The organism is Pseudomonas sp. PDM28, assembly GCF_019219115.1.
GTDB classification, from domain to species: domain Bacteria; phylum Pseudomonadota; class Gammaproteobacteria; order Pseudomonadales; family Pseudomonadaceae; genus Aquipseudomonas; species Aquipseudomonas laurylsulfatiphila.
In genome coordinates, this window is record NZ_JAHUWG010000002.1 from 20,505 (window position 1) to 43,574 (window position 23,070).

General features: G+C 55.6%; 18 protein-coding genes. 11 read left to right on the top strand and 7 right to left on the bottom strand.

Going from position 1 to position 23,070, the window contains the following annotated elements; genetic code table 11:
* Positions 1-27 precede the first annotated feature (27 nt).
* Complete coding sequence (locus KW841_RS03475) at positions 28-2,643, bottom strand: AAA family ATPase (RefSeq protein WP_218473543.1); 2,616 nt, start codon at positions 2,641-2,643, stop codon at positions 28-30.
* Positions 2,644-3,125: 482 nt separating this feature from the next.
* On the opposite strand from KW841_RS03475, the gene KW841_RS03480 reads away from it, so the two are divergent.
* Positions 3,126-3,458 carry a hypothetical protein gene (locus tag KW841_RS03480; RefSeq protein ID WP_074876652.1) on the top strand — a complete coding sequence of 111 codons (333 nt, stop codon included), beginning with the start codon at positions 3,126-3,128 and terminating at the stop codon, positions 3,456-3,458.
* Between the two features lie 483 nt (positions 3,459-3,941).
* Here KW841_RS03480 and KW841_RS03485 read toward each other — a convergent pair whose 3' ends face one another.
* On the bottom strand, positions 3,942-4,949 hold the full coding sequence (locus tag KW841_RS03485; protein ID WP_218473546.1) for a DNA-binding protein: 1,008 nt from the start codon (positions 4,947-4,949) through the stop codon (positions 3,942-3,944).
* 180 nt (positions 4,950-5,129) lie between these two features.
* Here KW841_RS03485 and KW841_RS03490 point away from each other — a divergent pair, with 180 nt between their 5' ends.
* The 5 genes from KW841_RS03490 (at position 5,130) to KW841_RS03510 (ending at position 10,362) form a co-directional block, all read left to right on the top strand.
* Positions 5,130-6,077, top strand: a complete 948-nt coding sequence (locus KW841_RS03490; RefSeq protein WP_218473548.1) for a site-specific integrase — start codon at positions 5,130-5,132, stop codon at positions 6,075-6,077.
* A gap of 741 nt (positions 6,078-6,818) precedes the next feature.
* Positions 6,819-7,595 (top strand): enoyl-CoA hydratase, encoded by a 777-nt coding sequence (locus KW841_RS03495; protein ID WP_218473550.1) that lies wholly within the window; start codon positions 6,819-6,821, stop codon positions 7,593-7,595.
* A 95-nt stretch (positions 7,596-7,690) separates the two neighbouring features.
* Positions 7,691-8,875, top strand: a complete 1,185-nt coding sequence (locus KW841_RS03500; RefSeq protein ID WP_218473553.1) for an acetyl-CoA C-acyltransferase family protein — start codon at positions 7,691-7,693, stop codon at positions 8,873-8,875.
* A gap of 22 nt (positions 8,876-8,897) precedes the next feature.
* Entirely contained in the window at positions 8,898-9,749 is an 852-nt protein-coding gene (locus KW841_RS03505) for a 3-hydroxybutyryl-CoA dehydrogenase (protein WP_218474535.1), read from the top strand.
* Entirely contained in the window at positions 9,694-10,362 is a 669-nt protein-coding gene (locus KW841_RS03510; protein WP_218473555.1) for a TetR/AcrR family transcriptional regulator, read from the top strand. The genes KW841_RS03505 and KW841_RS03510 overlap by 56 nt, the downstream gene beginning before the upstream one ends.
* A 73-nt stretch (positions 10,363-10,435) precedes the next feature.
* On the opposite strand, the gene KW841_RS03515 is transcribed toward KW841_RS03510, so the two are convergent.
* From KW841_RS03515 to KW841_RS03535, 5 genes are all read right to left on the bottom strand, one after another.
* Positions 10,436-11,926: an aldehyde dehydrogenase gene (locus tag KW841_RS03515; protein ID WP_256357694.1), complete on the bottom strand. Its 1,491-nt coding sequence runs from the start codon at positions 11,924-11,926 to the stop codon at positions 10,436-10,438.
* A gap of 48 nt (positions 11,927-11,974) precedes the next feature.
* Entirely contained in the window at positions 11,975-13,426 is a 1,452-nt protein-coding gene (locus tag KW841_RS03520; protein WP_218473557.1) for a DHA2 family efflux MFS transporter permease subunit, read from the bottom strand.
* A 64-nt stretch (positions 13,427-13,490) separates the two neighbouring features.
* Positions 13,491-15,239: a thiamine pyrophosphate-binding protein gene (locus KW841_RS03525; protein ID WP_218473559.1), complete on the bottom strand. Its 1,749-nt coding sequence runs from the start codon at positions 15,237-15,239 to the stop codon at positions 13,491-13,493.
* Positions 15,240-15,291: 52 nt separating this feature from the next.
* Positions 15,292-16,362: a zinc-binding dehydrogenase gene (locus KW841_RS03530; RefSeq protein ID WP_218473561.1), complete on the bottom strand. Its 1,071-nt coding sequence runs from the start codon at positions 16,360-16,362 to the stop codon at positions 15,292-15,294.
* Positions 16,362-17,984: a class I adenylate-forming enzyme family protein gene (locus KW841_RS03535; RefSeq protein ID WP_218473563.1), complete on the bottom strand. Its 1,623-nt coding sequence runs from the start codon at positions 17,982-17,984 to the stop codon at positions 16,362-16,364. The genes KW841_RS03530 and KW841_RS03535 overlap by 1 nt, the downstream gene beginning before the upstream one ends.
* A 358-nt stretch (positions 17,985-18,342) precedes the next feature.
* On the opposite strand from KW841_RS03535, the gene KW841_RS03540 reads away from it, so the two are divergent.
* The 5 genes from KW841_RS03540 to KW841_RS03560 all read left to right on the top strand — a co-directional run bounded on the left by KW841_RS03540 (position 18,343) and on the right by KW841_RS03560 (position 23,068).
* Positions 18,343-18,993 (top strand): TetR/AcrR family transcriptional regulator, encoded by a 651-nt coding sequence (locus KW841_RS03540; RefSeq protein ID WP_218473565.1) that lies wholly within the window; start codon positions 18,343-18,345, stop codon positions 18,991-18,993.
* A 26-nt stretch (positions 18,994-19,019) separates the two neighbouring features.
* Positions 19,020-20,060, top strand: a complete 1,041-nt coding sequence (locus tag KW841_RS03545; RefSeq protein ID WP_218473567.1) for a phosphotransferase family protein — start codon at positions 19,020-19,022, stop codon at positions 20,058-20,060.
* Positions 20,061-20,077: 17 nt separating this feature from the next.
* Complete coding sequence (locus KW841_RS03550) at positions 20,078-21,352, top strand: acyl-CoA dehydrogenase family protein (protein ID WP_218473569.1); 1,275 nt, start codon at positions 20,078-20,080, stop codon at positions 21,350-21,352.
* A complete protein-coding gene (locus KW841_RS03555; RefSeq protein WP_218473571.1) occupies positions 21,349-22,134 on the top strand; it encodes an enoyl-CoA hydratase/isomerase family protein in 786 nt (261 codons plus the stop codon). Before KW841_RS03550 ends, KW841_RS03555 begins: the two co-directional genes overlap by 4 nt.
* A gap of 115 nt (positions 22,135-22,249) precedes the next feature.
* Entirely contained in the window at positions 22,250-23,068 is an 819-nt protein-coding gene (locus KW841_RS03560) for an alpha/beta fold hydrolase (protein ID WP_218473573.1), read from the top strand.
* Positions 23,069-23,070 lie beyond the last annotated feature (2 nt).

Below are 23,070 nucleotides of genomic sequence, written 5' to 3' on the forward strand. Positions count from 1 at the left end.
TGCAAAGATGCTAACGTAACGGCCGACTCAGCCCCTTCGGCTTCGGATACGCGTAAACAACGTGTTCACGGCCTCAATATCCCCAAGCAACTCATCAGGATGTGTTACGGGACGCTGCTGGCCGGCCGCATGTGAATGCGCGCTCACATTGCGGCAGCATCGGTCGTGCAGGCGTTGCACTTCACGGAATTCCTGCTCCAGCACAGCCATCACGCCGTTAAGCCGACCTACTGAAATTCCATCGCGGAACCGGACAACAGTTTCGTTGAGTATCGTGTCCTCGATACCGATTTCGATCGTCACGCGAAGATCACTGTATGCATTACGGATCGCATACCGCTCAGTGTCTCCGGGAGGGCTGTTGAAGGTTGCTGCAATTTGCTGCTGGTCACGACGGTGTTGCGCGATGCGCTCGCGGTGCCGGCGCATGTCATACGGCAAACCGGCATCGACGTAGCCAGGGCCTTCCGCCCGGTAGCTGATCGACCTCACTTCAGGTGCCAGACCCGCATCTTGGCAGAGCGTTAACAGTTCACCAAAGAATACAGCGTCGTGGGTGAATACAATGACTTGCCGGTTGGCGGACTCTTCGACAATTCGTTGCGCGACGGCGGTTCGATGGCTGTGGTCGAGGCTTGAGACCGGGTCGTCGAAAACGATTCCGGAAGTCGATCCCGACTGGTGAAGCTCAGCGAAGAAGTAGGCAAGCGCACACATACGCTGCTCTGCCTCGCTCAACACTTGGTGCGGGGCAAGCTGGCAGTCCAACAGCTGAATTCCCAGGCGAACTGCCCCGGCCTCACCGGCTGAGCTGACTCCAGCTTCAACGTGCCTAAGCTCCAGCCTAGTGAGCTCCTCGTTCATGCGTCCAGCCAGAGCCTCACTGATGTAAGTCCGAGTCAGTTGGCCAGCCAGCACGCTCATCGGCCGTGTGGCTGCAATGTCATTTAGGCAATTCTGGAGCCGAGCCCTGTGGGCCAGGTTTTCAATCACCCGTGCTATGCCTTCGATATGCTCGGAAAGTAGCTGCCGCGCTTCCAGCTCTTTCAACCGTAGCTTCTTGGCCGCTAAGGCCTCTGCGTCCATGTTTGCGCGCAGGCGGCCCGCTTCTACGCGAAGTACTTCCGCAACCTGAGTGATCGACGCCACCGGATTCGCACCACGATACCCAGGACAGTCCTGCCATACCCCAGTAGCCACCGCACTTTTGAGCCACTGAAGTCGGGCGACCAAGTCATTCTGAAAGGTCTGGATGTCGTCCGGAAGCGCTGGCACACGCGCCCTCAGGCTCTCCAGCATGTTAGGGGCAACTGTGAAGTCGACACTTGCGGGACCGACTTCTCGAACGATCTGCTGCCAAGCGTTGCGTGCAGCCTGAGCAGTCTCCGCCGCCCGGTCTCGAATGTAGTGATCGAATCGCTGCAAGCGGTCCTGCGCTTCAGGACTGAGCTTTTGTTGGCAAAGTACACAGACTGCATCGTCATAGGTGACCGGGAAGGCCTGTCCTGAATATGCAGTGCTGGACGAGTACTCACGAGCAGCGTTGAATAGCAACGCCCAAGGACCTTGCCCCGTTCCAGGAAGTAGCTGTGTAGCATCTCCTGCCTGCAACATGGCGGACGCTGCACGTTCAGCTGTCTCAGCCTCAACGACGGCTCGATGTACCTGGTGCTTGGCATCGATAGCCTCATTAGACACTACGCTGGCCACCACAGCGATGAGGCTGGCCAATTCATCGACCCGCGTTGCAGCATGGTCAAGTAGCGAGGCCTGGGCAGTTGGGTCCGCTTCGCTGATTTCCTGCGGAAGTCGTAGACGCTCTGCCTGCTCATCATCGGCGAGCGTAGCCAATTCAAGCGCTCGCGTCAGATCAGTGGTTGGGCCAATCGGATGCACCGCCCGTCCGGCATCGGTGTCGGACGGAATGACAGTGAACGGTGTCGTGTCTGTTGCAAGGCCCGTGATCTCAGCCTGTAGCGCGGGGCGCAGAGCCTGATTGAGTCCATTCGCCAACTGCTGGAGATAAGTCAGAGCAGATGGCTGAAAGTTGGCAGCTTCTCGTGACTGGAGGTAATGCCGAGCGCAGTCGCCATCGAAAACGGAAATGCCCCGGAGTTCTGGCTGCGGTATGTTATCGCGATGACTGCTCCAGGTTGTCTGTTCGGCAGCGCCGTCCAGCGCGAAGTCAATAGCAGCGCTTGGTATGAGTTGCTGGTAATCCGCAGCGTAAGCATTGGCGTAGACAGCACCTGGGCTCCGAGCACGGCACGCCTGCTTCAGCACCCGTGCGTAACCGGACTTCCCCGTGCCGTTTCCGCCGTACACGATGGTGAGACCATGCGGCTGGAAGTTCAGAGCCTGACTGTTCGGGATCTTCCCCACGTTAGTAAGTGAATGCAGGGACTGCAATACGACGGTGTGGTCCCGATTCGCCTCGGCGGGAAAATGGTCTGCGGCGAATAGGACAGGCTGAAGAACCGGCAGAAATGCGCTTCGCACACCATGGTGTTGCTTAGCGAGATCGAGAATTTCGACAAGATCCTGATCAATCCAGTCACCCTGGACACACAAACGGCGCAAGGCGTCGCTGCGCCACGGCGGCAGCCTTTCCGACCAAACCAGCACTTCCTCGTATATAGTCATGCTTTAACCTCTAAGTCCGTGAGGTTGTAAGGATAGTGCACCAGTCGCTACCTGGTGGCCGGCGAGCTCTGAGTCTGGATGACGACGCCCGCGACTCCGTCGCCTTTTGACAACCTGACTGTATGGCATAGTGGTCCTGCTTCCGCACACAAAGAATCAGCTGCTCTCAATGCGTAGGTAGAGCAAGTGCGAGATACCAAGATCCCATTTGGCGAGCACGTCGGTGGTTCTCTCAAGCGGCAGTTTCCGACCCGAAACCGGACTCCGCGAAGGACAGTTATTGGCCGTTCTCTGCCGGTCATGTCCAAGAATTGTGCTGGTCAAATCCGATGCAAATGACGGGTCAAATCGAATGCAAATGGGTGGGCAAGTCCGTGTCATTACCCAATTGGATCTGAGTAGGTGGGACTATCGACTGGACAAACTCGCCATGCTGATAGAATGCACTCGCTGCTCATAACCTCCCCCTCTTGAGAATTGGCATGAATCCAGATTTAACTGAAGAAGAAATGCGCCGCGCGCTGTTCGGTGGTAGCGAGCAAGCTCCGCAATCCAGTGAATCCCCAGCGCAGAAGCCCGTCTCGGATATCGTGATCAGACAACCAGCAAAAGTGGCCGAGAAAAAGAAAGTCGCGAAAACATTTACACCCAGGCTGAGAGTCACACTTCGAGTGGGCAATGAATTTGAAGGCGAGACGCACGAGATGGTTCATGAGGCCGATACGTTAAGTACCATTTTAGCCGAGCAAGAAGCTACGAGGGCAGCCAAGAAAAAATTCCGATTTGTGGAAGTGGTTTCGATCAAGTCAATGTAAGAGAACTTTCCCAAGGCTTGCGGGCAAGGTGTGGAACGCTTTTCACTTGGCGAATGACTCGAACGATCTCTTTAGGATGGGGGATCCAGGCCTGATGTCATTGATGGGAATCGACCTAGTACGGTCTGTCGATGCCGGCAGTTTATCCCCGATTGCCGCCGCTGATATCCGAAGATCGTTTACAGCTACAGCGTTGTGCAAGCGAACGCGGAAGTGTTTTTGGTATGCAACATAAAACAATCTCTAGAAGCTCACAGCGGCGTTACTTCACCCCTGATACACATGAGGCTCCCCCGTGTCCATTTTGGGCGCCACCTTCTTCGCTGGAGACTTCAGTCGCCCAGCACGCTTCACTGGCCCCGAATAATGGCCCGAGGTAACCATCTGGTTCAGGCGCTCATGCGCATGTTTGAGGTCAGAAGGGCTTGCCACAAAAATGCTATACACCATGTCAAACTTGATCAAGTTAGCTCTCCTCTTCCCTTATCGTGGGGAGCTTTCATTGTCAGTGTTTGGATGAGCCGTGGCTTGCCGCAACTGAGTGAGCTCCGCAGAATATTGTTCCGACAGTCTTTGGGCTTCGGCCAATTGCGCGCTTGCCTGTGCCAGGTCCTCCTCTAGTCGCTTAGATTCGGCGCGCGACGTACCGAGCTGCTCTTGAAACGCTTCCTTCGCTCCGACTGCCTTGGCAGCAGCTGTCTTCATTGCAGTAATCTCACCGGTCAATCGAAGCGCCGCGTCTTCCTGCGTCGCGACCACTTTACTCTGCTGGCGAGCCTCACTCAGTAGGCGCTCATTATCTCTGTTCAGTCGAGTCAGCTCATCCTGCTTGAGCATCAACGTTTGCTGCAGCTGTCGCAGCTCAACCTGAACTTGCTGCACCTGCCCTTCGTGACGACGTTGCTCTTGGTCGCGCTGATCCTTTACGGCCGATCGGTAGTGCTCAAGTGCGTCACGAGCATGCGAGTGCTTTTCTTCCAGCGAGCGAATCTGCTCGTCTTTCTCATGCACCCGTACCCCTAGGTCAGCACAGCTTTGGCTCAAGCGAGCATTGCGGGTGAGCTCGGCTTGCAGGCTTGTCTGACAAATCTGCAACTCATCCGCTTGAAGCGCTAACGCCCCTTTCTGACTATCCACTTCACGCTGCAATGAGGTGAGTTCGGCACTCAAGCCGTCGAGCTTTTGCTCGAGCTCGCTACGCTGCTCGTCGAAGCGCGCCTGGGCGTATGCAAGAGCTTCGCCGCCCTCCTCCGTCATTCGCTCTAAGAGGCCGGCAACAAGCTCGGTTAATTCATCACTCAGCCGCTCTCTAGAGGCTCGCGGCCGGGGGTCAAAATCTTCTATTTCCTTCAAATAACGGTGAATAGTGGTTTTTGAGCCGGTATTTCCCAACTCGATGCGCACGGCGTCGATGCTCGGATTCTCTCCCCGAGCAAGCAGCGATTCCCGGGCTTTATGGACAATCGCCTTGTTAATTCCGCCGCGTGCCATTTTTCTCTCCTACGATTTCGTACTGTTTTACATACCACGTATATACATATCACTTTCCTGCTATAAAAGAACAATATAAGGGTGATTCTTTGATAAAATAATCGAGCGTTATCGCATCATAGAACTGATTTTGGCCTTTTCCATCGCCGGAAAAGGTACGTTTCGTGTAGAAGGGTCGAGATGAACAAGGCGGATCGTTACCTGCAGGCCGGCACCCGGGAAAACACCCGGCGCAGCTACCGCGCGGCGGTGGAACACTTCGAAGTGACCTGGGGTGGTTTCTTGCCGGCGACCGGGGATGGCATCGTGCGTTACCTCGCCGAGTACGCGGACAAGCACGCCATCAGCACGCTAAAGCAACGCTTGGCCGCACTGGCTCAGTGGCACATCACGCAGGGCTTCCCGGATCCGACGAAGACACCGACCGTTAAGCAGATGATCAAGGGCATCCGGACACTGCATCCGACCCAAGAGAAACAGGCCGCCCCTCTCCTTCTACTTCACCTTGAACAAGCGGTGAGTTGGCTTGAGCGAGAGGCGGCCCTGGCTGCTGAACGCGATGACTACAAAAGCGTGATCAGGCATCGACGAGACATTGCTCTGATTCTGATTGGATTCTGGCGGGGTTTCCGAAGTGACGAACTGGCTCGCCTGCAGGTCGAACACACTCAGGCGGAGGCCAGCGCCGGCATCACGTTTTATCTGCCGCATACAAAAGGCGATCGGCAACACTTAGGGACGACGTTCCACACTCCCGCTCTAAAGAAGCTCTGCCCCGCCCACGCTTACATCAACTGGATCACCGTTGCCGGCATTGCCCGCGGGCCCGTGTTCAGAAAAGTGGATCGCTGGGGGAATCTCGGTGAGGGCGGAATTAACCCCAACAGCTTGATCCCGCTACTCCGCCGCATTTTTAAGCAAGCTGGTGTCCCGGCGGATATGTACAGCAGCCACTCCATGCGCCGCGGATTCGCGACCTGGGCATCTGCGAATGGCTGGGATATCAAATCACTGATGAGTTACGTCGGTTGGAAGGACATCAAATCAGCTCTGCGCTACGTAGATGCGGGTTCCTCGTTTGGCGGGCTCGCGATTCGAGCGGCACCACCAAAAATGGATCTTCTTTAAGAAGATGCTTACGGGATAAATGATAAATTTTCCGAAGCAGCTTGCGCACGTAAACACCTGTGGATGCACCTTCATGCTCTTAGTGAAAAGCGGATTGCCCATGGCGCTCCAGGAGTCCGCAAACTCATTAGGTGGTTTTGAGATCCGCCATCTTGGAATCTATCAAAACTCGAAATCTCGCGGGCTAATGCCAAACAAAACTAGTCGGGCGCTTCCGCTTCTTGGCGAGCCTGTTCAAAGTTCAGGTCATTGGTAGCAAAGAAAGTTGAATAATCGCTAAAGCTTTTGGACTTTCCTTCCGCTTAGTAAATAACGGTGAAGTTCAAGGCGAGCCACTGATAGATTCCAACTTAATAAAGCACTGAAACAAAAAATTCCGCAACGCGCCGAAATCAGCAATAACTTCAAACCACTTCCGTAAACCATACAACCAAAACATCACCATAAACGAATAAAGCGTCAGTCACTAGTCCATTCAGACGATTACACAAAAACTCCATAACATTACTCTTGCAACCGCTATAAAACCAATGCAAATCGCCACCCACTACCCTGACAGCGCCGATTGTTGGGCTTGATGTCGCCTGAGGGTACTCAGGCGAACACATTAGCGGAGCAGTCGTGGAGGCCAACGTCTGCGAGAGAACGCGTTATTCCGTCAGCAATGGTCGGCTCCACGGATCGCACAAATTTTATTTGCCTTGTTAACACACTCTAGAGCTAATCAAAGAGACTACTACCATGACCTACGCCAACCTCCTGCTGGAAATGCACGGCAAAGTTGCCCTGATCACCCTCAACCGCCCGCAGGCACTCAACGCATTGTCCCCGGAATTAACCGACGAACTTTGTCAGATTCTTGATCTTTTGGAAGTCGATGAACAGGTGGGTGCCGTTGTCTTGACTGGCAATGCAAAAGCCTTTGCCGCCGGTGCCGATATCAAGTCCATGAAAAATTTGTCTTACATGGAGGTCTACAAAACCGACTTCATAACCGCCACTTGGGATCGTTTGGCGACCTTTCGTAAACCCACAGTCGCTGCAGTATCCGGATATGCGTTAGGAGGCGGCTGTGAGTTTGCAATGATGTGTGACTTCATCGTCGCAGCCGACACGGCAAAATTCGGCCAGCCGGAAATAACCATTGGCACCATTCCCGGCGGTGGCGGCACTCAGCGATTGGCTCGCTTTATCGGTAAATCCAAGGCCATGGACATGATCCTGACCGGACGCATGATGGATGCCGAAGAGGCCGAACGCTGTGGTCTAGTGAGCCGACTGGTGCCCGCAGCCCAATTGCTTGAAGAGACACTCAAGATAGCCGCAGGTATCTGCCAGCAGTCGGCCCCCATCAACATGATGGCCAAAGAAGCAGTCAATCGCGCGTTCGAGACCAGTCTCGCCGAAGGCGTGCGCTTCGAACGCCGCCTGTTTCACTCGACATTCGCCTCTGAAGATCAGAAGGAAGGCATGCAGGCGTTTATCGAAAAGAGAAAGCCGGTCTTCAAGGACCGCTGAATCAATGAATTCCACGCCCTGGCGGATCATGTTCGCGGCACTTGCCAGTACCTGTGTGCCCGCTTGGGAAGACCTAAAAACCCCTCGGAGATACCATGTCCTCGTCTGATGTTTTTGTTCTCAGCGCCGTAAGAACGCCTATTGGGACCTTCGGTGGTTCGCTCAAAGATGTGCCGCTATCGCAACTTGCAACTACGGCGGTAAAAACCGCGGTGATGCGGAGCGGCTGTGATGCGCAACAGATCGGTCACGTGGTGATGGGTAACGTCATTCCAACCGAACCCAAAGATGCCTACGTGTCGCGTATCGCGGCCCTCAATGCAGGCATTCCACAGGAAACTCCAGCGTTCAATGTCAACCGGCTATGCGGCTCTGGCCTGCAAGCGATTATTAGCGCGGCTCAGTCGCTGATGCTGGGTGATGCAGAAATCGCCGTTGCCGGTGGCGTCGAATCCATGAGTCGCGGCCCTTACATGCTGCCGGGCGCACGTTGGGGCGGACGGCTGGGCAATCTTGAAGCCATTGACTACATGCTCGGCATTTTGCATGACCCTCTATACGGCATCCATATGGGCATTACGGCTGAAAATATTGCAGAGCGATATGGCATCAGCCGGGAAATGCAAGACGCTCTGGCGCTACATAGCCAGCAACGCGCGGGCGCAGCGATTGCCAATGGGCACTTCCTGAGCCAAATCGTGCCCGTTGAGATTACCAGCCGTAAAGGCATCGAGCGCTTTGAAGTGGATGAATATGTCCGCAGCAATACCTCTCTAGAACAGTTGGCAAAAATGAATCCAGCTTTCAGGAAAGATGGCACCGTTACTGCGGGCAACGCTTCAGGCTTAAATGATGGTGCCTCAGCGTTGGTGCTGGCAACCGGTGCGGCGATCCAGAACAGCAACCTGCGTCCCCTCGCCCGCCTTGTGGCGTATGCCCATGCCGGGGTCGACCCGCAACTGATGGGGCTCGGCCCGATCCCTGCCACACGCCAGGCATTGGCACGCGCCGGTTTGACGGTAGCCGATCTGGATGTCATTGAATCAAACGAAGCGTTTGCGGCCCAGGCTTGTGCTGTGACACGTGAGCTGGACCTGGATCCGGCAAAGGTCAATCCCAATGGCTCTGGCATTTCGCTCGGACATCCAGTGGGCGCCACCGGCGCCATCATCACGACTAAGGCCATTCATGAACTGCATCGCATCCAGGGGCGCTATGCATTGGTGACGATGTGCATTGGTGGTGGACAAGGGATCGCTGCGATCTTCGAGCGCGTTTGACATTGACTCAATGGAAAATTCTATGAATAAGCAACGAATAGCTGTGATTGGTGCAGGCACCATGGGCAATGGAATCGCGCAGGTGTGCGCTATCGCAGGCCTGCAGGTAACTTTGGTGGATGTCAGCGATGAGGCATTGGCACGAGGCCTTAAAACCCTCGCGACTAATCTGGAACGCCAGGTTCGCAAAGGTACTTTGACGCAAGAATCGAAGGATAATGCTTTAACCAGGATCCATACGACAACGGACTATTCCGCATTGTCTGACGCAAGCCTGATTATCGAAGCCGCCACCGAAAACCTTGACCTGAAGTTGCGCATCCTTCAACAGATCGACCAGCAGGTCGATGCCACAAGCATCATTGCCAGTAACACGTCATCGCTGTCCATTACCCAACTGGCGGCAGCGGTCAGCCATCCTGAGCGTTTTATTGGCCTGCACTTTTTCAACCCGGTGCCGATGATGGAACTGGTGGAGTTGATTCGCGGCCTGCAAACCTCCGATGCAACCCATGCCCGTACGTTGGCCTTCGCCAAAGAAATTGGCAAAACGCCGATTACGGCCAAAAACAGCCCCGGCTTTGCAGTCAATCGCATTCTGGTGCCCATGATCAATGAAGCCATTTTCGCACTGCAGGAAGGCCTGGCCAGTGCGGAAGATATCGACACTGGCATGAAACTGGGCTGCAACCAACCGATCGGCCCGCTGGCACTGGCCGACTTGATCGGTCTCGATACGTTGCTGGCGGTGCTTGATTCGTTCCATGACGGCTTCGGTGACCCCAAGTACCGCCCTGCTCCATTGCTCAAGGAAATGGTTGCTGCGCGGCATCTGGGTCGCAAAGTCGGGCAAGGGTTTTACCGCTATGACTGAGCGGCAGTCCTTGGCAAGCGTCGAAAGTTTGCCTTCTACCCTGACACGTCAGCTTCAGGCACGTCAAAAAGCGGTAGAGCTTTTCGCCATCAGGGGGTTCGGTCAGGTGAGCATGCGCGAGTTGGCAGCCCATCTCGGAATCCATGCTGGATCGCTTTACAACCACTTCGAAAGCAAGGAAAGCCTTCTATTCGAAGTCATCGAAGAGCTTTACGAAACGCTGCTGGTCAATGCACAGCGCCAATTAAGCAGGAACAAAAACGGCACAGCAAAACTGAATGCGCTGCTGCAGGCACATATTGCCCTACATGAGCAAAAAGGGGCGTACTTCCAAGTGGCCGAGCATGAATCGCGCAATCTCTGCACTCAACATCAGGAGCGGATCCAGCAGCTGCGCCAACGTTATGAAGGGTACTTTCTGACGTTGCTTGCAGAGACCGGATCGTACTCCCCCAACTTGAAGGCTGCGGTTCAAAGCATGGTGTCTATTTTGAACAATATCCCGGCGTGGCTTGAACGTACTCCGCTGTCTAAAACCGAACGCATGAAGCTGATGCTTGAGACCGCACAGGGTTCAATTGCCTGGGCACTCGGGATGCAAAGGACCGCCTGAACCCTGCCCCCACGGCCCATCAAACAATTGAGGGTGTACGCTGTACACCCTCAAGCTTGGGACATACATAGCCTCAATAGGCGATGACGATCGACTTGGTTTCGGTGTAAGCCTCAATGGCTGCGCGGCCGTTTTCGCGACCTATCCCTGACTGTTTGAAACCACCAAACGGGATGTTCGGATCCGACGGCAGATGGGTGTTGATCCAGACCGTCCCAGCCTCGATTCGCTCGGCAATCCGTAACGCGTTACTGATATCGCGCGTCCAGACACTGGCTGCCAGACCGTAGGGGGTATCGTTGGCCTGACGAATCACTTCCTCTATGTCATCGAAAGGCTGGGCCACAAGTACTGGACCGAACACTTCTTCCCTAACCAGAGTCAGTGGCTTACCCGAGGTATGAGCAAACACTGTGGGCTGGACGAAGTATCCAGCTCCCTCCGGCGCCGCACCTCCCGCCAGCAAATCAGCGCCCTCGCGCTCACCCGTCTCGATCAGCCCCAACACTCGCTGGCGTTGCTTGGCTGAAATCAACGGGCCAATTTGGCTCTGCGGATCGAAGCCTGATCCCAGGCGCAAGTTCTTCGCCGCCTGGGCAACCCCATCGACAACTTCATCGAAGTGTTTCTTGTGCACATACAAACGCGAGCCCGCGGTGCAGACCTGCCCTTGATCATAAAAAATCGCGCTACTGGCGCCGGCAATCACGGCTTGCACATCAACATCGTCCAGAACAATGACCGGGCTTTTACCGCCCAATTCCAGTGACACTCGTTTTATGTCATGCCCGCATTGCTGACCAATTATCCGACCGACCTCGGTGGATCCGGTAAACGCGACTTTATTCACACCGGGATGGCGGACCAGAGCGGCACCCGTTGCACCATCGCCGGTAATGACATTGAAAACACCTGGGGGAATGCCCGCCTGCAACGCCAATTCAGCCAGCTTTAATGCGGTCAAAGGTGTCTCTTCAGAAGGTTTCAGCACCAAGGTACAACCGGTGGCCAGCGCTGGCGCGATCTTCCAGATCGCCATTAACAATGGATAGTTCCAAGGCACAATGGCCGCCACTACGCCCGCCGGCTGGCGTTTGACGATTGCCTGGAAACGGGTCCCTGGAGCAGACGCCGAGACATCCAGCGCCAAACCTTCGATCTTGGTCGCCCAGCCGGCCATGTAACGTACCCACTGTGCACCGGCGAGCACGTCGAAGCCTCGGGAGTTAGCCAACAGCTTGCCGTTATTGAGCGTCTCCAGACCTGCCAATAGATCGGCGTTCTCCTCGATCAAATCAGCAAAACGCAAGATCATCCGCTCACGGACTGCCGGAGTGATATCGCGCCAGTGAGTGCTGCTCAAGGCGGCTTGGGCTGCGCGCACCGCTGCGTCCACATCCTTTTCGCCGGCGTGAGAAATCTGTGCGATCTCCTGGCCGGTTGCAGGGTCATGGATCGCAGCAGTCCGACCATCGACTGCTGCCCGCCATTCCCCATTGATCAGTAACTCACGGGGCATCGCCAAGGCCGCCTTGAGAGCGGTTTCATTCGTATGTGCGTTCATCGACAAACTCCCATTTCATTTTCGGGGTGTGTTTCCCCAATTTGTTGTTCAGGGACAAGAGGGAATCTTGCTTGCATCAGAACCGGCTGCCGGCTCGATCCGGGGGGACTTGCGAATGAATACCGCCGGCAGCAGCGCACACAGCATCAACAATGCCGCCAACCAGAAGCACTCATGAAAGGCTTCAAACGCTGCCGTCGAAGCATTGGTTATGGCATGCCCTTCCAGCCGCCATTGGTAAAGGATCGCCAACACATTGATTCCGATCGCCCCGCCCAACTGCATGAAAAAGTTCATGGTGGTAGAGGCATAAGGCAGCAACGCAGGCGGAACCGACTGAATGGCGGCGACAGTGGTAGAGGGAATCAGCATCCCCATCGCCACACGGCTAAGCGTGAACCAAGCGGCAACCACCCAGAAACCGGTCACAGCAGTTGTAAAGGTGAAGCCGATGCTCGCTAGCGCAAACAAAAACAAACCACCGATGGTCACCGTTCGGGCGCTGAGCTTGTCGCATAAGGCACCCGCGCTGAAAATGACCAGCACAAGAATAATGCCCCCCGGAACCTGCATTGCGCCGGAATCTGCCGGCGAGTAACCCGCGGCACTTTGAAGGAAATACGGGATTAAATAGCTCGTGCCGTATAGACAGAACCCATAAGGTACCGCCACCAGAAACACGGCCCAAAAGCGTGGGTTACGAAACAGACTGAGTTCGACCAGTGGGGCCTTGCAGCGCAGTTGCCAGAACACCAGCCAGACCAGACTGACCAGCGTCAGTGCCAGGCATCCCAACGTCTGCCAGGTTGTCCATCCTTTGCTCAGGCCTAACCCGGTAATGTTCAGCAGAGCGAAAATGAAGACTGTCAGCAGCAACATTCCCAGCCAATCAAATCGACCGTGAACGATGGTTGGGTCCGCCTCGGGTACATACTTGAACGCCAGTAACAGCGCAGGTAAGCAGAACAGCAGCGGAAACAGGAAAATCACAGGCCAACCAAATGGCCCCAGCAATACACCGCCAACTGCAGGGCCAATGGCAGGCGCCAGCACCGCGCCGACACCAAAGACTCCCATGGCCATCCCTACGGCTTGTGGCGGGAACACTCGGGCAATAGTGATCAGTGCCACCGCAGGGACCAGTCCCATCGCAATGCCCTGCATGACGCGAGCAAAAATGGCCACCTGCGCATTCCAGCTCATAGCGCCTAGCAGCGAAACACCGACGAACAGCAACAGGGTAAATACGTAAACACGCCGCAGACCAAATCGCCCCGTAAGCCATCCAGTGGCCAGAATTGAGGTGGTTGCAGTGACCTGAAAGCCAGTTGCAAGCCACTGAATGACCTCTTGACCAACATTGAAGGCGGCCATCATCTCCGGCAAAGCCACCATCACCATGGTCGCGGAAAACCCCAAGGCAATGGTGCCCAGCAGCACAGTGATGCTGGACATCCAACGATAGTTTCGAGTGAGTTGTTGCGTATCCTGAGTACTCATGGGGATGCCCTGCTCAAACGGTTGGCCGCAGCACCGCACAGAGCGGCGCTACGTATGCTTGCAATCACTCGTCGCTGTAGACCGCTTTGTCAGCGTGCCAGCGTGTCCAGAGATGGGTATTGGGCATTTGGTAGGCATTTACCTCGCGATCTATCACCACCTGGACGATGGCCGGTTTTCCGCTGGCAAAAGCCCGCTCCATGGCCGGAGCGATTTGTTCAGCGGTTTCACAGAATTCGCCATGTCCACCCATGGCTCGGGCCATGTCATCCAGACGGACAAAGGCGTGATCGACCTCGAAGGTGCGTCCGCAGACATGCATGTAGTAAGGCACCTCCAGAGACCAGCCTTGGTCGTAACCCACCACAATGACGATCGGCAATTGATAACGAACCGCCGTTTCAAACTCCATCGGGTAGAAGCCGAAAGCACCATCTCCGGTGATCAGGCAGACACGCTTGTCAGCATTCGCTTCGGCCAGTGACGCACCCAGCGCGTAAGGCAGGCCTGTCCCCAGATTGCCCAGCTTGCCGGCAAACATGAACCCACCCAGCGAATGCTGGATATAGTTGTGCATCCAGATACTGAATGCCCCACCGTCCCTGATCAGGACAACGTCTTCAGGCAGGGTCTTTTGGACTTCGAGCACTGCGCGCCCCGGATGAATCGGCGTGCTCGAGATGGTCGCGACCTGAGCACAGAAATCGGCATAACGGCTTTGCCGCTCGGCTTGCCAGCGCTCCACTTGGGCGTTGTGCTGAAGTGGCTGATGGCGACGCAGCGCAGCGATCAACCGCGGCAAAATCTGCCGCATGTCACCCGCCAGGCCAACCTCCACCGGACGATTGCGACCAATGTTATGTGGGTCTAGATCTAGCTGAATCCAACGCTGAGTCCCTTGTTTACCGAAATAATTCGGAAAGCCCTTCTGCTCATTTGAATAGGCGTAACCGCCAAAACCCAACTTCTCACCGATGGGGGTTCCGATCGCGAAAATTATGTCCGCATCGCGGCTGATGCTTGCCGCTGGTTCAAGACCCAGATCAAACACATACGGATGTGTATCCGCCAACACCCCACGGCCGGATGCAGTGAGAATTACGGGTGCTTGCAGTGTTTGCACCAGCTCATCGAACAGCGCTTGGGAACCCGAGTTACGAATCCCGGCACCGCCAACCAGCAAAGGCGATTTGGCCTGAACCAACATCGATGCGACTCTTTCGATCTGCGCGTCGCTGACAGTTTCCTCGAATGTCGTCGGCCGATAATGCTGCGGAGGCACTAGCTCACCGAAATCGCGATCTTCCAACAACATATCAAAGGGCAGACCAATGTAGACCGGACCCGGAGTACCGGATCGCAATTGCCGGAAAGCCTCATGAAAGAGTTCATCGGCCTCCATCGGATTCTCCAGCACTGCGGCAAACTTGGTCATGGGTCTGACCACTTCAATGCTCGGTGGGCACTGGAATTTCGAGCGACGGGGAGAATTACGCGCCAACGACGTGCGTTCGGAACCGATGTACAACACAGGAAGGTGCTCCTCCCATGAGTTGGCGATGGCCGAATATAGATTGATCACGCCGGGGCCACAGTTGGCGCCCACCACTGAAATATTGCCTGTGAACGCGGCATAGGCCTCAGCCATGAAGCCGCTGGCAGTTTCATGGTGGGGAGCGATCAATGGGACACCACGATCATGCAGTGCATGATGCAACTTGCCGAAAGTGACTTCTGGCAGTGAAAAAAACTTGTCTATGCCTTCGGCAACTAACAGGTCAGCGATACGTTCACCTAGCGATTGCAGGGCCATCGTCTCTCTCCATTTATTGTTATGTGTACTGTGAAACGCGATTGAATCAGGCTCAAAGCGTCTCTCGATTGGGCAGCAGCATGACCTTGATCGCTTGCCCGCTGCCTTGGACCTCAAAGGCCTGGCTGACGTCGGCAAGTGCAAACTGATGGGAGATCAAACGTTCACGGTCAAGCTTGCCTTCAGACATCAACTGCAAGGCCAGTTCCAGCTCTTCGGCCGCGTAACCATTGGAGCCAAACAGACTGATTTGCTTGTTAATCATCGGCATCATGTCGATGTTCAACCGGTCCTCGTAGGCGCCAAAGCAGATGACCCTGCCGTCGCCCGGACGTGCCATGCGCAGGGCCGACTCCAGAGGTGCCGGCCCGGTCATGTGTTTCAGGTACCCGGCACACTCGAAGACAACACTGATATCTGTGGGCTCTATCTCGGGATAAGTGATTGGCAGAAAGCCACAGATGGCTTTGGCCGCGGTGAGCAGGTCCTGGTGTCGGGGATTGATCGTATCGGTCGCCCCGATCTCCAAGGCCATAGCCAGGCGCTCATCAGACACATCGATGGCGACAATTTTCCCGACGTCGACTTCCAGCACTTTGAGCGCCTGAATCACCCCGAGACCGATAATGCCCACCCCGAAAACTACAACGTTGTCGCCCGATTTCAGGTTGGCCTTGCGGATCATTTGCAGGCCATCGGCCAAGGGTTCGGTGGTCGCCGCAGCAGCGAAAGAAACATTCTCGGGAATGCGCACCAGCTGAAACGGATTGACAGGCACGGGCACCAAGTCAGCCATTCCCCCCATTCCCACACCTACCACACGCTCACCAATGCTGTAATCGACCACCCCCTCCCCAACCGCAGTGATCACCCCACTGAATTCATGCCCAGGAATCTCCAGCCCTTCAGGGTCGACACGCACCAGTTGCTTGCGATGGGCGTCGGTGCGGAACATATGCAGGTCACTGCCGCAAATGCCGCAGGCCTCCACGCGTATCAACACTTCGCCAGGTGCGACTTGCGGCACTGTCGCCCGCGCATTCATTTCTATATGCCCAGGGTCGTGAAAAACGGCTGCTTTCATGGACTCATCCCTTCTAAAAGTTGGATATGGCGTGCCCATCAGCGCAATTCCTTACGCATGATTTTTCCACTGGTGGTTTTGGGTAAATCGTCGCGAATCTCGATTTGCCGTGGGTATTTATAGGCAGCCATGCGTGATTTACAGAAAACAATAAGTTGTTCAGGTGTGACCTGGGCGCCCGCCTTCAGGCTAACGACGGCTTTTACGCTCTCTCCGCGATAGTCATCTTTCACTCCAACTACAGCGACTTCACGCACGTCAGGATGGCCGTAAAGAACGTCCTCTACTTCTCGTGGCCAGACTTTAAAGCCGGAGGCGATGATGACGTCCTTCATCCGATCAACGAGGAAAAGCCAACCCTCAGCGTCCAGATACCCAACATCGCCGCTACGCAAAAAACCATCACTCATGACTTCGCAAGTCGCCTCAGGACGTTGCCAGTAGCCACGCATAACCTGGGGGCCACGAATCAAAATCTCCCCGATGCTGCCCGTCGGTAGTGCCTGGCCCTGCTCATTGGCAATACGCAGGTGGGTAGCATGAATGGGTAATCCAACCGACAACACGCCCTCTTCGTTACACACTGCCAATCGATCATGAGGCACTGCCGTTGCCACAGAAGTGGTTTCAGTCAGTCCATAGACCGCTCGGATGTCGTGCCCAAATTTTTGCCGGAAAGCAATGACCACTGCTTCAGGAATGGGCGCGCCACCTGAGTAGATTTTTTTCAGTGACGCAAGCTGTTCTGGACGAACCTTGTCAGCATTAAGCAGTGCAATGAACGCGGTGATGGCACCGATAGTGAATGCAGCCTGATATGTCTGCACGGCTTCGGCAAAAACCTCAGGATGAAAGCGAGCAGTCAGCACAAGAGGAGCGGAGCAGGCAAAGGCGACGCCGATATGCAGAATCAGTCCGGTGACGTGAAACAGGGGAGCCATCGCCAGGATCGGCACACCATCATCCAGAGCAGCCCAGCTGCGAAAAGCCTCGCTGTTAAAGGCATAACTCGCATGACTATGTTCAACCCCCTTGGGTAGACCGGTGGTTCCCGAGGTGTACACAATAGTGGCAATGTCACTGCTCTTGATCCGTGTACGAACCGACTTGGCATCGGCCCACGCCGCAGTAATGTCGCGCAGGAAAAAGCCTTCGCCCGCGGGTGCCGAGGGCACTCCGAAAATACGCGGATCATTGCGGTTCTGAAGTTCATGATCACCCGCAACAATCAACAGCAAGTTGTCGGGACGATGGTCAAGCTGAGACACCACCTCATGGTAGAGGTAGTCATGGCACATCAACACTCTGGCCTGACTATCCTCAAGCAATAACGAGAGCTCTCGAGCCCGGTTCATCGGGTTGATGCTCACAGCAATTGCCCCCAGCTTCCAACTGGCAATCAAGCCAATCACAAACTGCGGCACATTTTGCAGGAACAACCCGACACGATCTCCAGCGACCACACCTTGCTCCTGCCAGAATGCCGCCAACGCATTGGCATCCCGATCCAGTTGGGCGTAGCTAAGCGTCGTGTCGAAATAATGCACGGCAGCGGCCTGTGGAGCCTTGTCGCGGGCGGCATCGAACATCTGCAAGGCATCGGTAAAATGCGCCTCAAATGCGCAATCAGGCGAAGACTTGACAACTCGTTCAGCACTCATGACGCTGCGGCTCCTCTTGCTCCATGGTGGCGAGGCAGCCCGTGGGCTTCGCTGACCCATTTTCGAGCGTTACAAGGCACAAACTGGCCTTCATCACAGACCTCGCATTTTCTTGTTTTTTTGGATTATCGCGGCGTATAGATCGAGCAATAGCCTTGGAAAAATCGAGCGCCAGCACCGCAGTTGCTATAAGTGTTCGCCCCTCCATCATCCGACCGCATCGTCTGTTCAGACTATTCTTGAAGCCCCCTACTCGCGAGTAAGCTATTTCCTTGAAAGCACGGATGCGACCTCTTGGGTCGAGTGGCTTTCGGGCAACGATGTCATTCAGCCGCAACTCGTTTGATCAGGGATTTCCATGACGAACACCATCGACAATCGCTCACCGTGGGCAAAGAAGCAGGACCGCCTGACCGAGCGAGAAAACAAACGCGATGCTGTACTACGCACGGCAGCCGAGTTGTTTAACGAGAAAGGCTTTCATGCCACTTCCCTTGACGAAGTGGCTGAGCGGCTGAATGTGAGCAAGCCAACGGTGTATTACTACGTGAAGAACAAGGATGAAATCCTCTTCGAATGCGTACGTATCGGTCTGGAGATGTTAGAGAACGCCTCGAACGAAGCAATTCAGAGTGGTAGCGATTCAAAGGAAAACCTGATCGCCGTGATGCGCAAGTACGCCGAGATCGTGACGATGGATTTCGGTATGTGCTTGATTCGCGTCGGTGAAGACCCCTTGCCTTTGAAAAGTCGCCGCAAACTGCGACGACTCAAGAGTCGCATCGATCTCAAGTTCCGCAGCCTGATTCAGCAAGGTATAGCCGACGGGGTCTTGATGCCCTGCGATCCAAAAATCGCAGCCTTCACCATCGCCGGTGCGTTGAGCTGGATTGCCCGTTGGTATGACCCCAAGGGCCCCCTCAGGGCCGAAGACATCGCTAACCAATGCATCGACTTGCTGATGAACGGGCTCAATTGCAGATCGACCCCCAGCAGCGGTGTCAACTGATCCAGTCCCACCGAGAAGTGCTTACAATGACAAAAAAAAAGACCTCAAACATTACCGAATTTCATCCCGAACAGCTCCAGGCCTTCCTCAAGGACACGATCAGCGGGCTGCAAGGGAATATGCGCCTTGAGCGCATCGGTGGTGGCCAGTCCAACCCGACGTTCTTTGTCACCTTTGACAATCGCGAACTGGTACTTCGCAAAAAACCAAGTGGCGAGATCCTGCCATCGGCTCACGCGGTTGATCGTGAATACCGGGTCATGACCGCACTTGCGCAGTCCCGGGTCCCAGTGCCAAAGACAGTTCTGTATCACGCAGAACCCGACATCGTCGGAACGCCCTTCTATTTAATGGAAAGACTCCAGGGGCGCGTTTTTCCGGAATATAGCCTGCCCGGGGTATCACCCGACGATCGCAGAGCCATGTATGAATCCATGGCCCGGACGCTAGCAGAGCTGCATCAAGTTGACTGGCAGGCGATCGGTCTTTCTGACTATGGCCGAGAAGGCAATTACTTTTCCAGACAGTTGGCGCGCTGGGGTACGCAATGGGAAATGGCTAACCAGCACGATAATCCCGAGCTTGACAACCTGCTGGCCTGGCTACGCGTCAATTTACCCCAAGACGATGAAACCACGATATGCCATGGCGATTTCCGACTGGGTAACCTGATGTTTCACCCCACCGAACCGCGAGTCACCGGCGTGCTCGACTGGGAGCTTTCAACCCTCGGCCACCCACTTGCCGATCTGGCTTACAACTGCATCGCCTGGCACACCTTGCCGTCTGAGTATGGCGGCATCCGCGGCCTGGATCTGCGGACACTGGGCATACCTTCGCAAGCAGAGTATTTGCAGCAGTACTACCACGCCACCCAACGCAATCGAGGGGCCGAAACCTTTCACTTCGCTTTCGCGCTGTTTCGCCTGGCGGTGATTTTCGAAGGCATAGCAGCTCGGGCACGGTCCGGCAGCGCAGCTTCGGAGAACGCCGCAAGTGTCGGCCCCTTGGGAAAAGTTTTCGCCCGACGCGGCCTTGAGCTGCTCGATAACGCCATTGTCATTTGACCAGTCGAGACCCGCCCATGAACTTTGAATATCCGCCCCACGTCGTTCAACTGCAACAACGCCTTCAAGCGTTCTACGATAATTACTTGCTGCCGGCCAACATCCAATGGCATCACCAGGCTGAACAAGGTATTTACCCACTCGAGCTGATCAATGACCTTAAAGCTCTCGCCAAGGACGAAGGGCTATGGAACCTGTTTCTGCCAGCCCTGCGATCGGACGAGCCAGGCACCCGGCTAAGCAATCTCGAATACGCGCCGCTGTCGGAAATCATGGGCAGACTGCCTTGGGCTGCCGAGGTGTTCAACTGCAATGCGCCAGACTCCGGCAATATGGAACTGTTGCACCTCGCGGCCAGCCCCGAGCAATACCAGCGTTGGCTCAAGCCGCTGCTGGAAGGTGACATTCGCTCCTGTTTCGCCATGACCGAGCCGGATGTCGCTTCCTCTGATGCCACCAACATCGCCACGCGCATTGAGCGCGACGGTGAGCAGTATGTGATCAACGGGCGCAAATGGTTCACAACAGGCGCTCTGCACCCGAACTGCAAATTGATGATCGTATTGGGCCGCAATGCCGATGAAAGCAGCAGCCATCAAAACCACTCGATGATCCTTGTACCAATGGACACTCCCGGCGTCCAGATCGTGCGCAACGTGCCGCTCATGCATCACTATGCCGTAGAGGGGCATTGCGAAGTATTGCTCAGCAACGTTCGTGTTCCCCTTGATCACCTGCTGGGCAAGGAAGGCGGCGGCTTTTCCCTCGCCCAGGCACGTCTGGGACCGGGACGCATTCATCATTGCATGCGCACCATTGGTCAGTGCGAACTGGCGCTTGAATTGATGTGCACCCGCGCTCTGGAGCGCAAAGCTTTCGGTCGTCACCTGGCAGATTTCTCCAATGTGCGTGACTGGATTGCCGAGTCGCGAGTCGAGATCGATCAGGCACGCCTCCTGGTGCTGCGCGCGGCGGACACTATCGATCGTTTGGGCAATAACAGTGCCCGCGTCGATGTCTCGGCCATCAAACTGGTCGCCGCACGCCTCCAAACCCGCGTGCTGGATCGTGCCATTCAGGTATTTGGTGCAATGGGCATGACCGCCGATACCCCGCTCGCATTCCTCTGGACCTGGGGGCGCGCGCTGCACTTCATTGACGGCCCGGACGAGGTGCATCTGCGCACCGTCGCCAAGGATGAACTAGATAAGGCCAAAACCCGAGGCGCGGCCTGCGCAGCCTACTTCACCCCGAATTTACCGTCCCATCCCCTCGCAGGAGATCAGCAATGAACAGTGAGGATGCACCATTGACGTTGACCCTGGACGGTCCGGTTGCTCACCTTCTTTTTGATCGCCCTGCGGCACTGAATGCAATTAACGTCCCCATGGCTCTGGCGTTTCGCAACGCCATGCGGACCATCGCTGCCTCTAGCAATATTCGTGTCGTTATCCTCAAGGGCGCCGGCCGTGCGTTCATCGCTGGGGGTGATCTTGCCAGCCTGCGAGAAAACCCGCTGGAAAATGCCCAGGCACTGATTGAACCCTTACATGAGGCGCTGGCAATCATGACCGGACTGTCACAACCGGTGATTGCCAGCGTACATGGCGCCGTCGCAGGCGCTGGCGTCAGCATCGCGTTGGCCTGTGATTTTGTTCTGGCCGCGCAGGGCACGCGCTTCAACCTGGCTTATGCCTCGATCGGCACCAGCCCTGATGCATCAGCCTCGTGGCATCTGCCAAGGCTGGTCGGCCTGCATAAAGCAATGGAACTGCTTCTGCTCAGTGAGCCGTTCGATGCCGACGAAGCATTGCGTCTGGGTTTGATCGGAAAAAAGGTTGCCGCGGATCAGCTCCAGGTTGAAACCGAACGCTTGGCCAATCGCCTGGCACAGGGCCCGACATTCGCGCTAGGGCAAACCAAACGGCTGCTGCGAAACGCCTTTCAACGTAGCCTTGAGGAGCAACTGGACGCCGAGCGTGAAGGATTTTGCGCGTGCACTCAAACCGAGGATTTCGGTCGCGGAATAGAAGCGTTCTTCACGAAGGAAAAAGCCCACTATCTCGGCTCTTAGTCTGAACAGACGATGCCTCAACCCGGGCGCACATTGAAGATATCGTTGAAGCTGAAATGACCACTCGATCATGAGTTGTCACACGCTACCAACGGACTAACCTATGGCGCCCCAGATGACTCCTATTCCATCGGCCAAACAAATACGCATACCCAGCGGTCTGGATATCCACTATCAGGACGACGGTCAGGGTGACACGTTGGTGTTCATTCACGGTAGCGGTCCGGGCGCCAGCGGCTATAGCAATTTCCAGGGCAATTACCCATGGTTCAATGAGCACGGTTATCGGACGCTGGTTCCCGATCTCCCGGGTTATGGCTTGTCGTCCAAACCTGAAGACGTCGACTATGTGCTGGACTTCTTCGTCAGTGCCTTGCATGAGTTCCTGCAGACACTGGATGTGCAGCGCTGCGTACTGATTGGCAATTCACTGGGTGGCGCGATTGCAATCAAATATGCGCTCGACTTTCCTGAGGCGGTAAGCAAGCTGATCCTGATGGGACCGGGCGGGCTGGAGGAGCGCGAGGTGTACTTCCAGATGGAAGGCATCCAGAAAATGATGCGCGACTTCGCCGATGGGGCACTGGACCGTGAAGGCATGCGCCGCCTGCTCTCCATTCTTGTCTATGACTCATCGCTGATCACCGAAGAGTTGCTTGATCAGCGCGTCCCGATCTGCGCGCTTCAACCCAAAAGCGTGCTCTCGACCATGCGCGTTCCCAATATGAGTGAGCGCCTGGCTGAAATCACCTGCCCGGTGCTTGGTTTTTGGGGCAGCGACGATAAATTCTGCCCAGCCCAAGGCGCGCACAAAATCCTGGCGCATTGCCAGGATGCACGCTTTGTCCTTGTCAACCGCTGCGGGCATTGGGTCATGGTCGAGCATCGCGACCTGTTCAATCGGACCTGCCTCGACTTCTTGCAAAACGGCTAAGG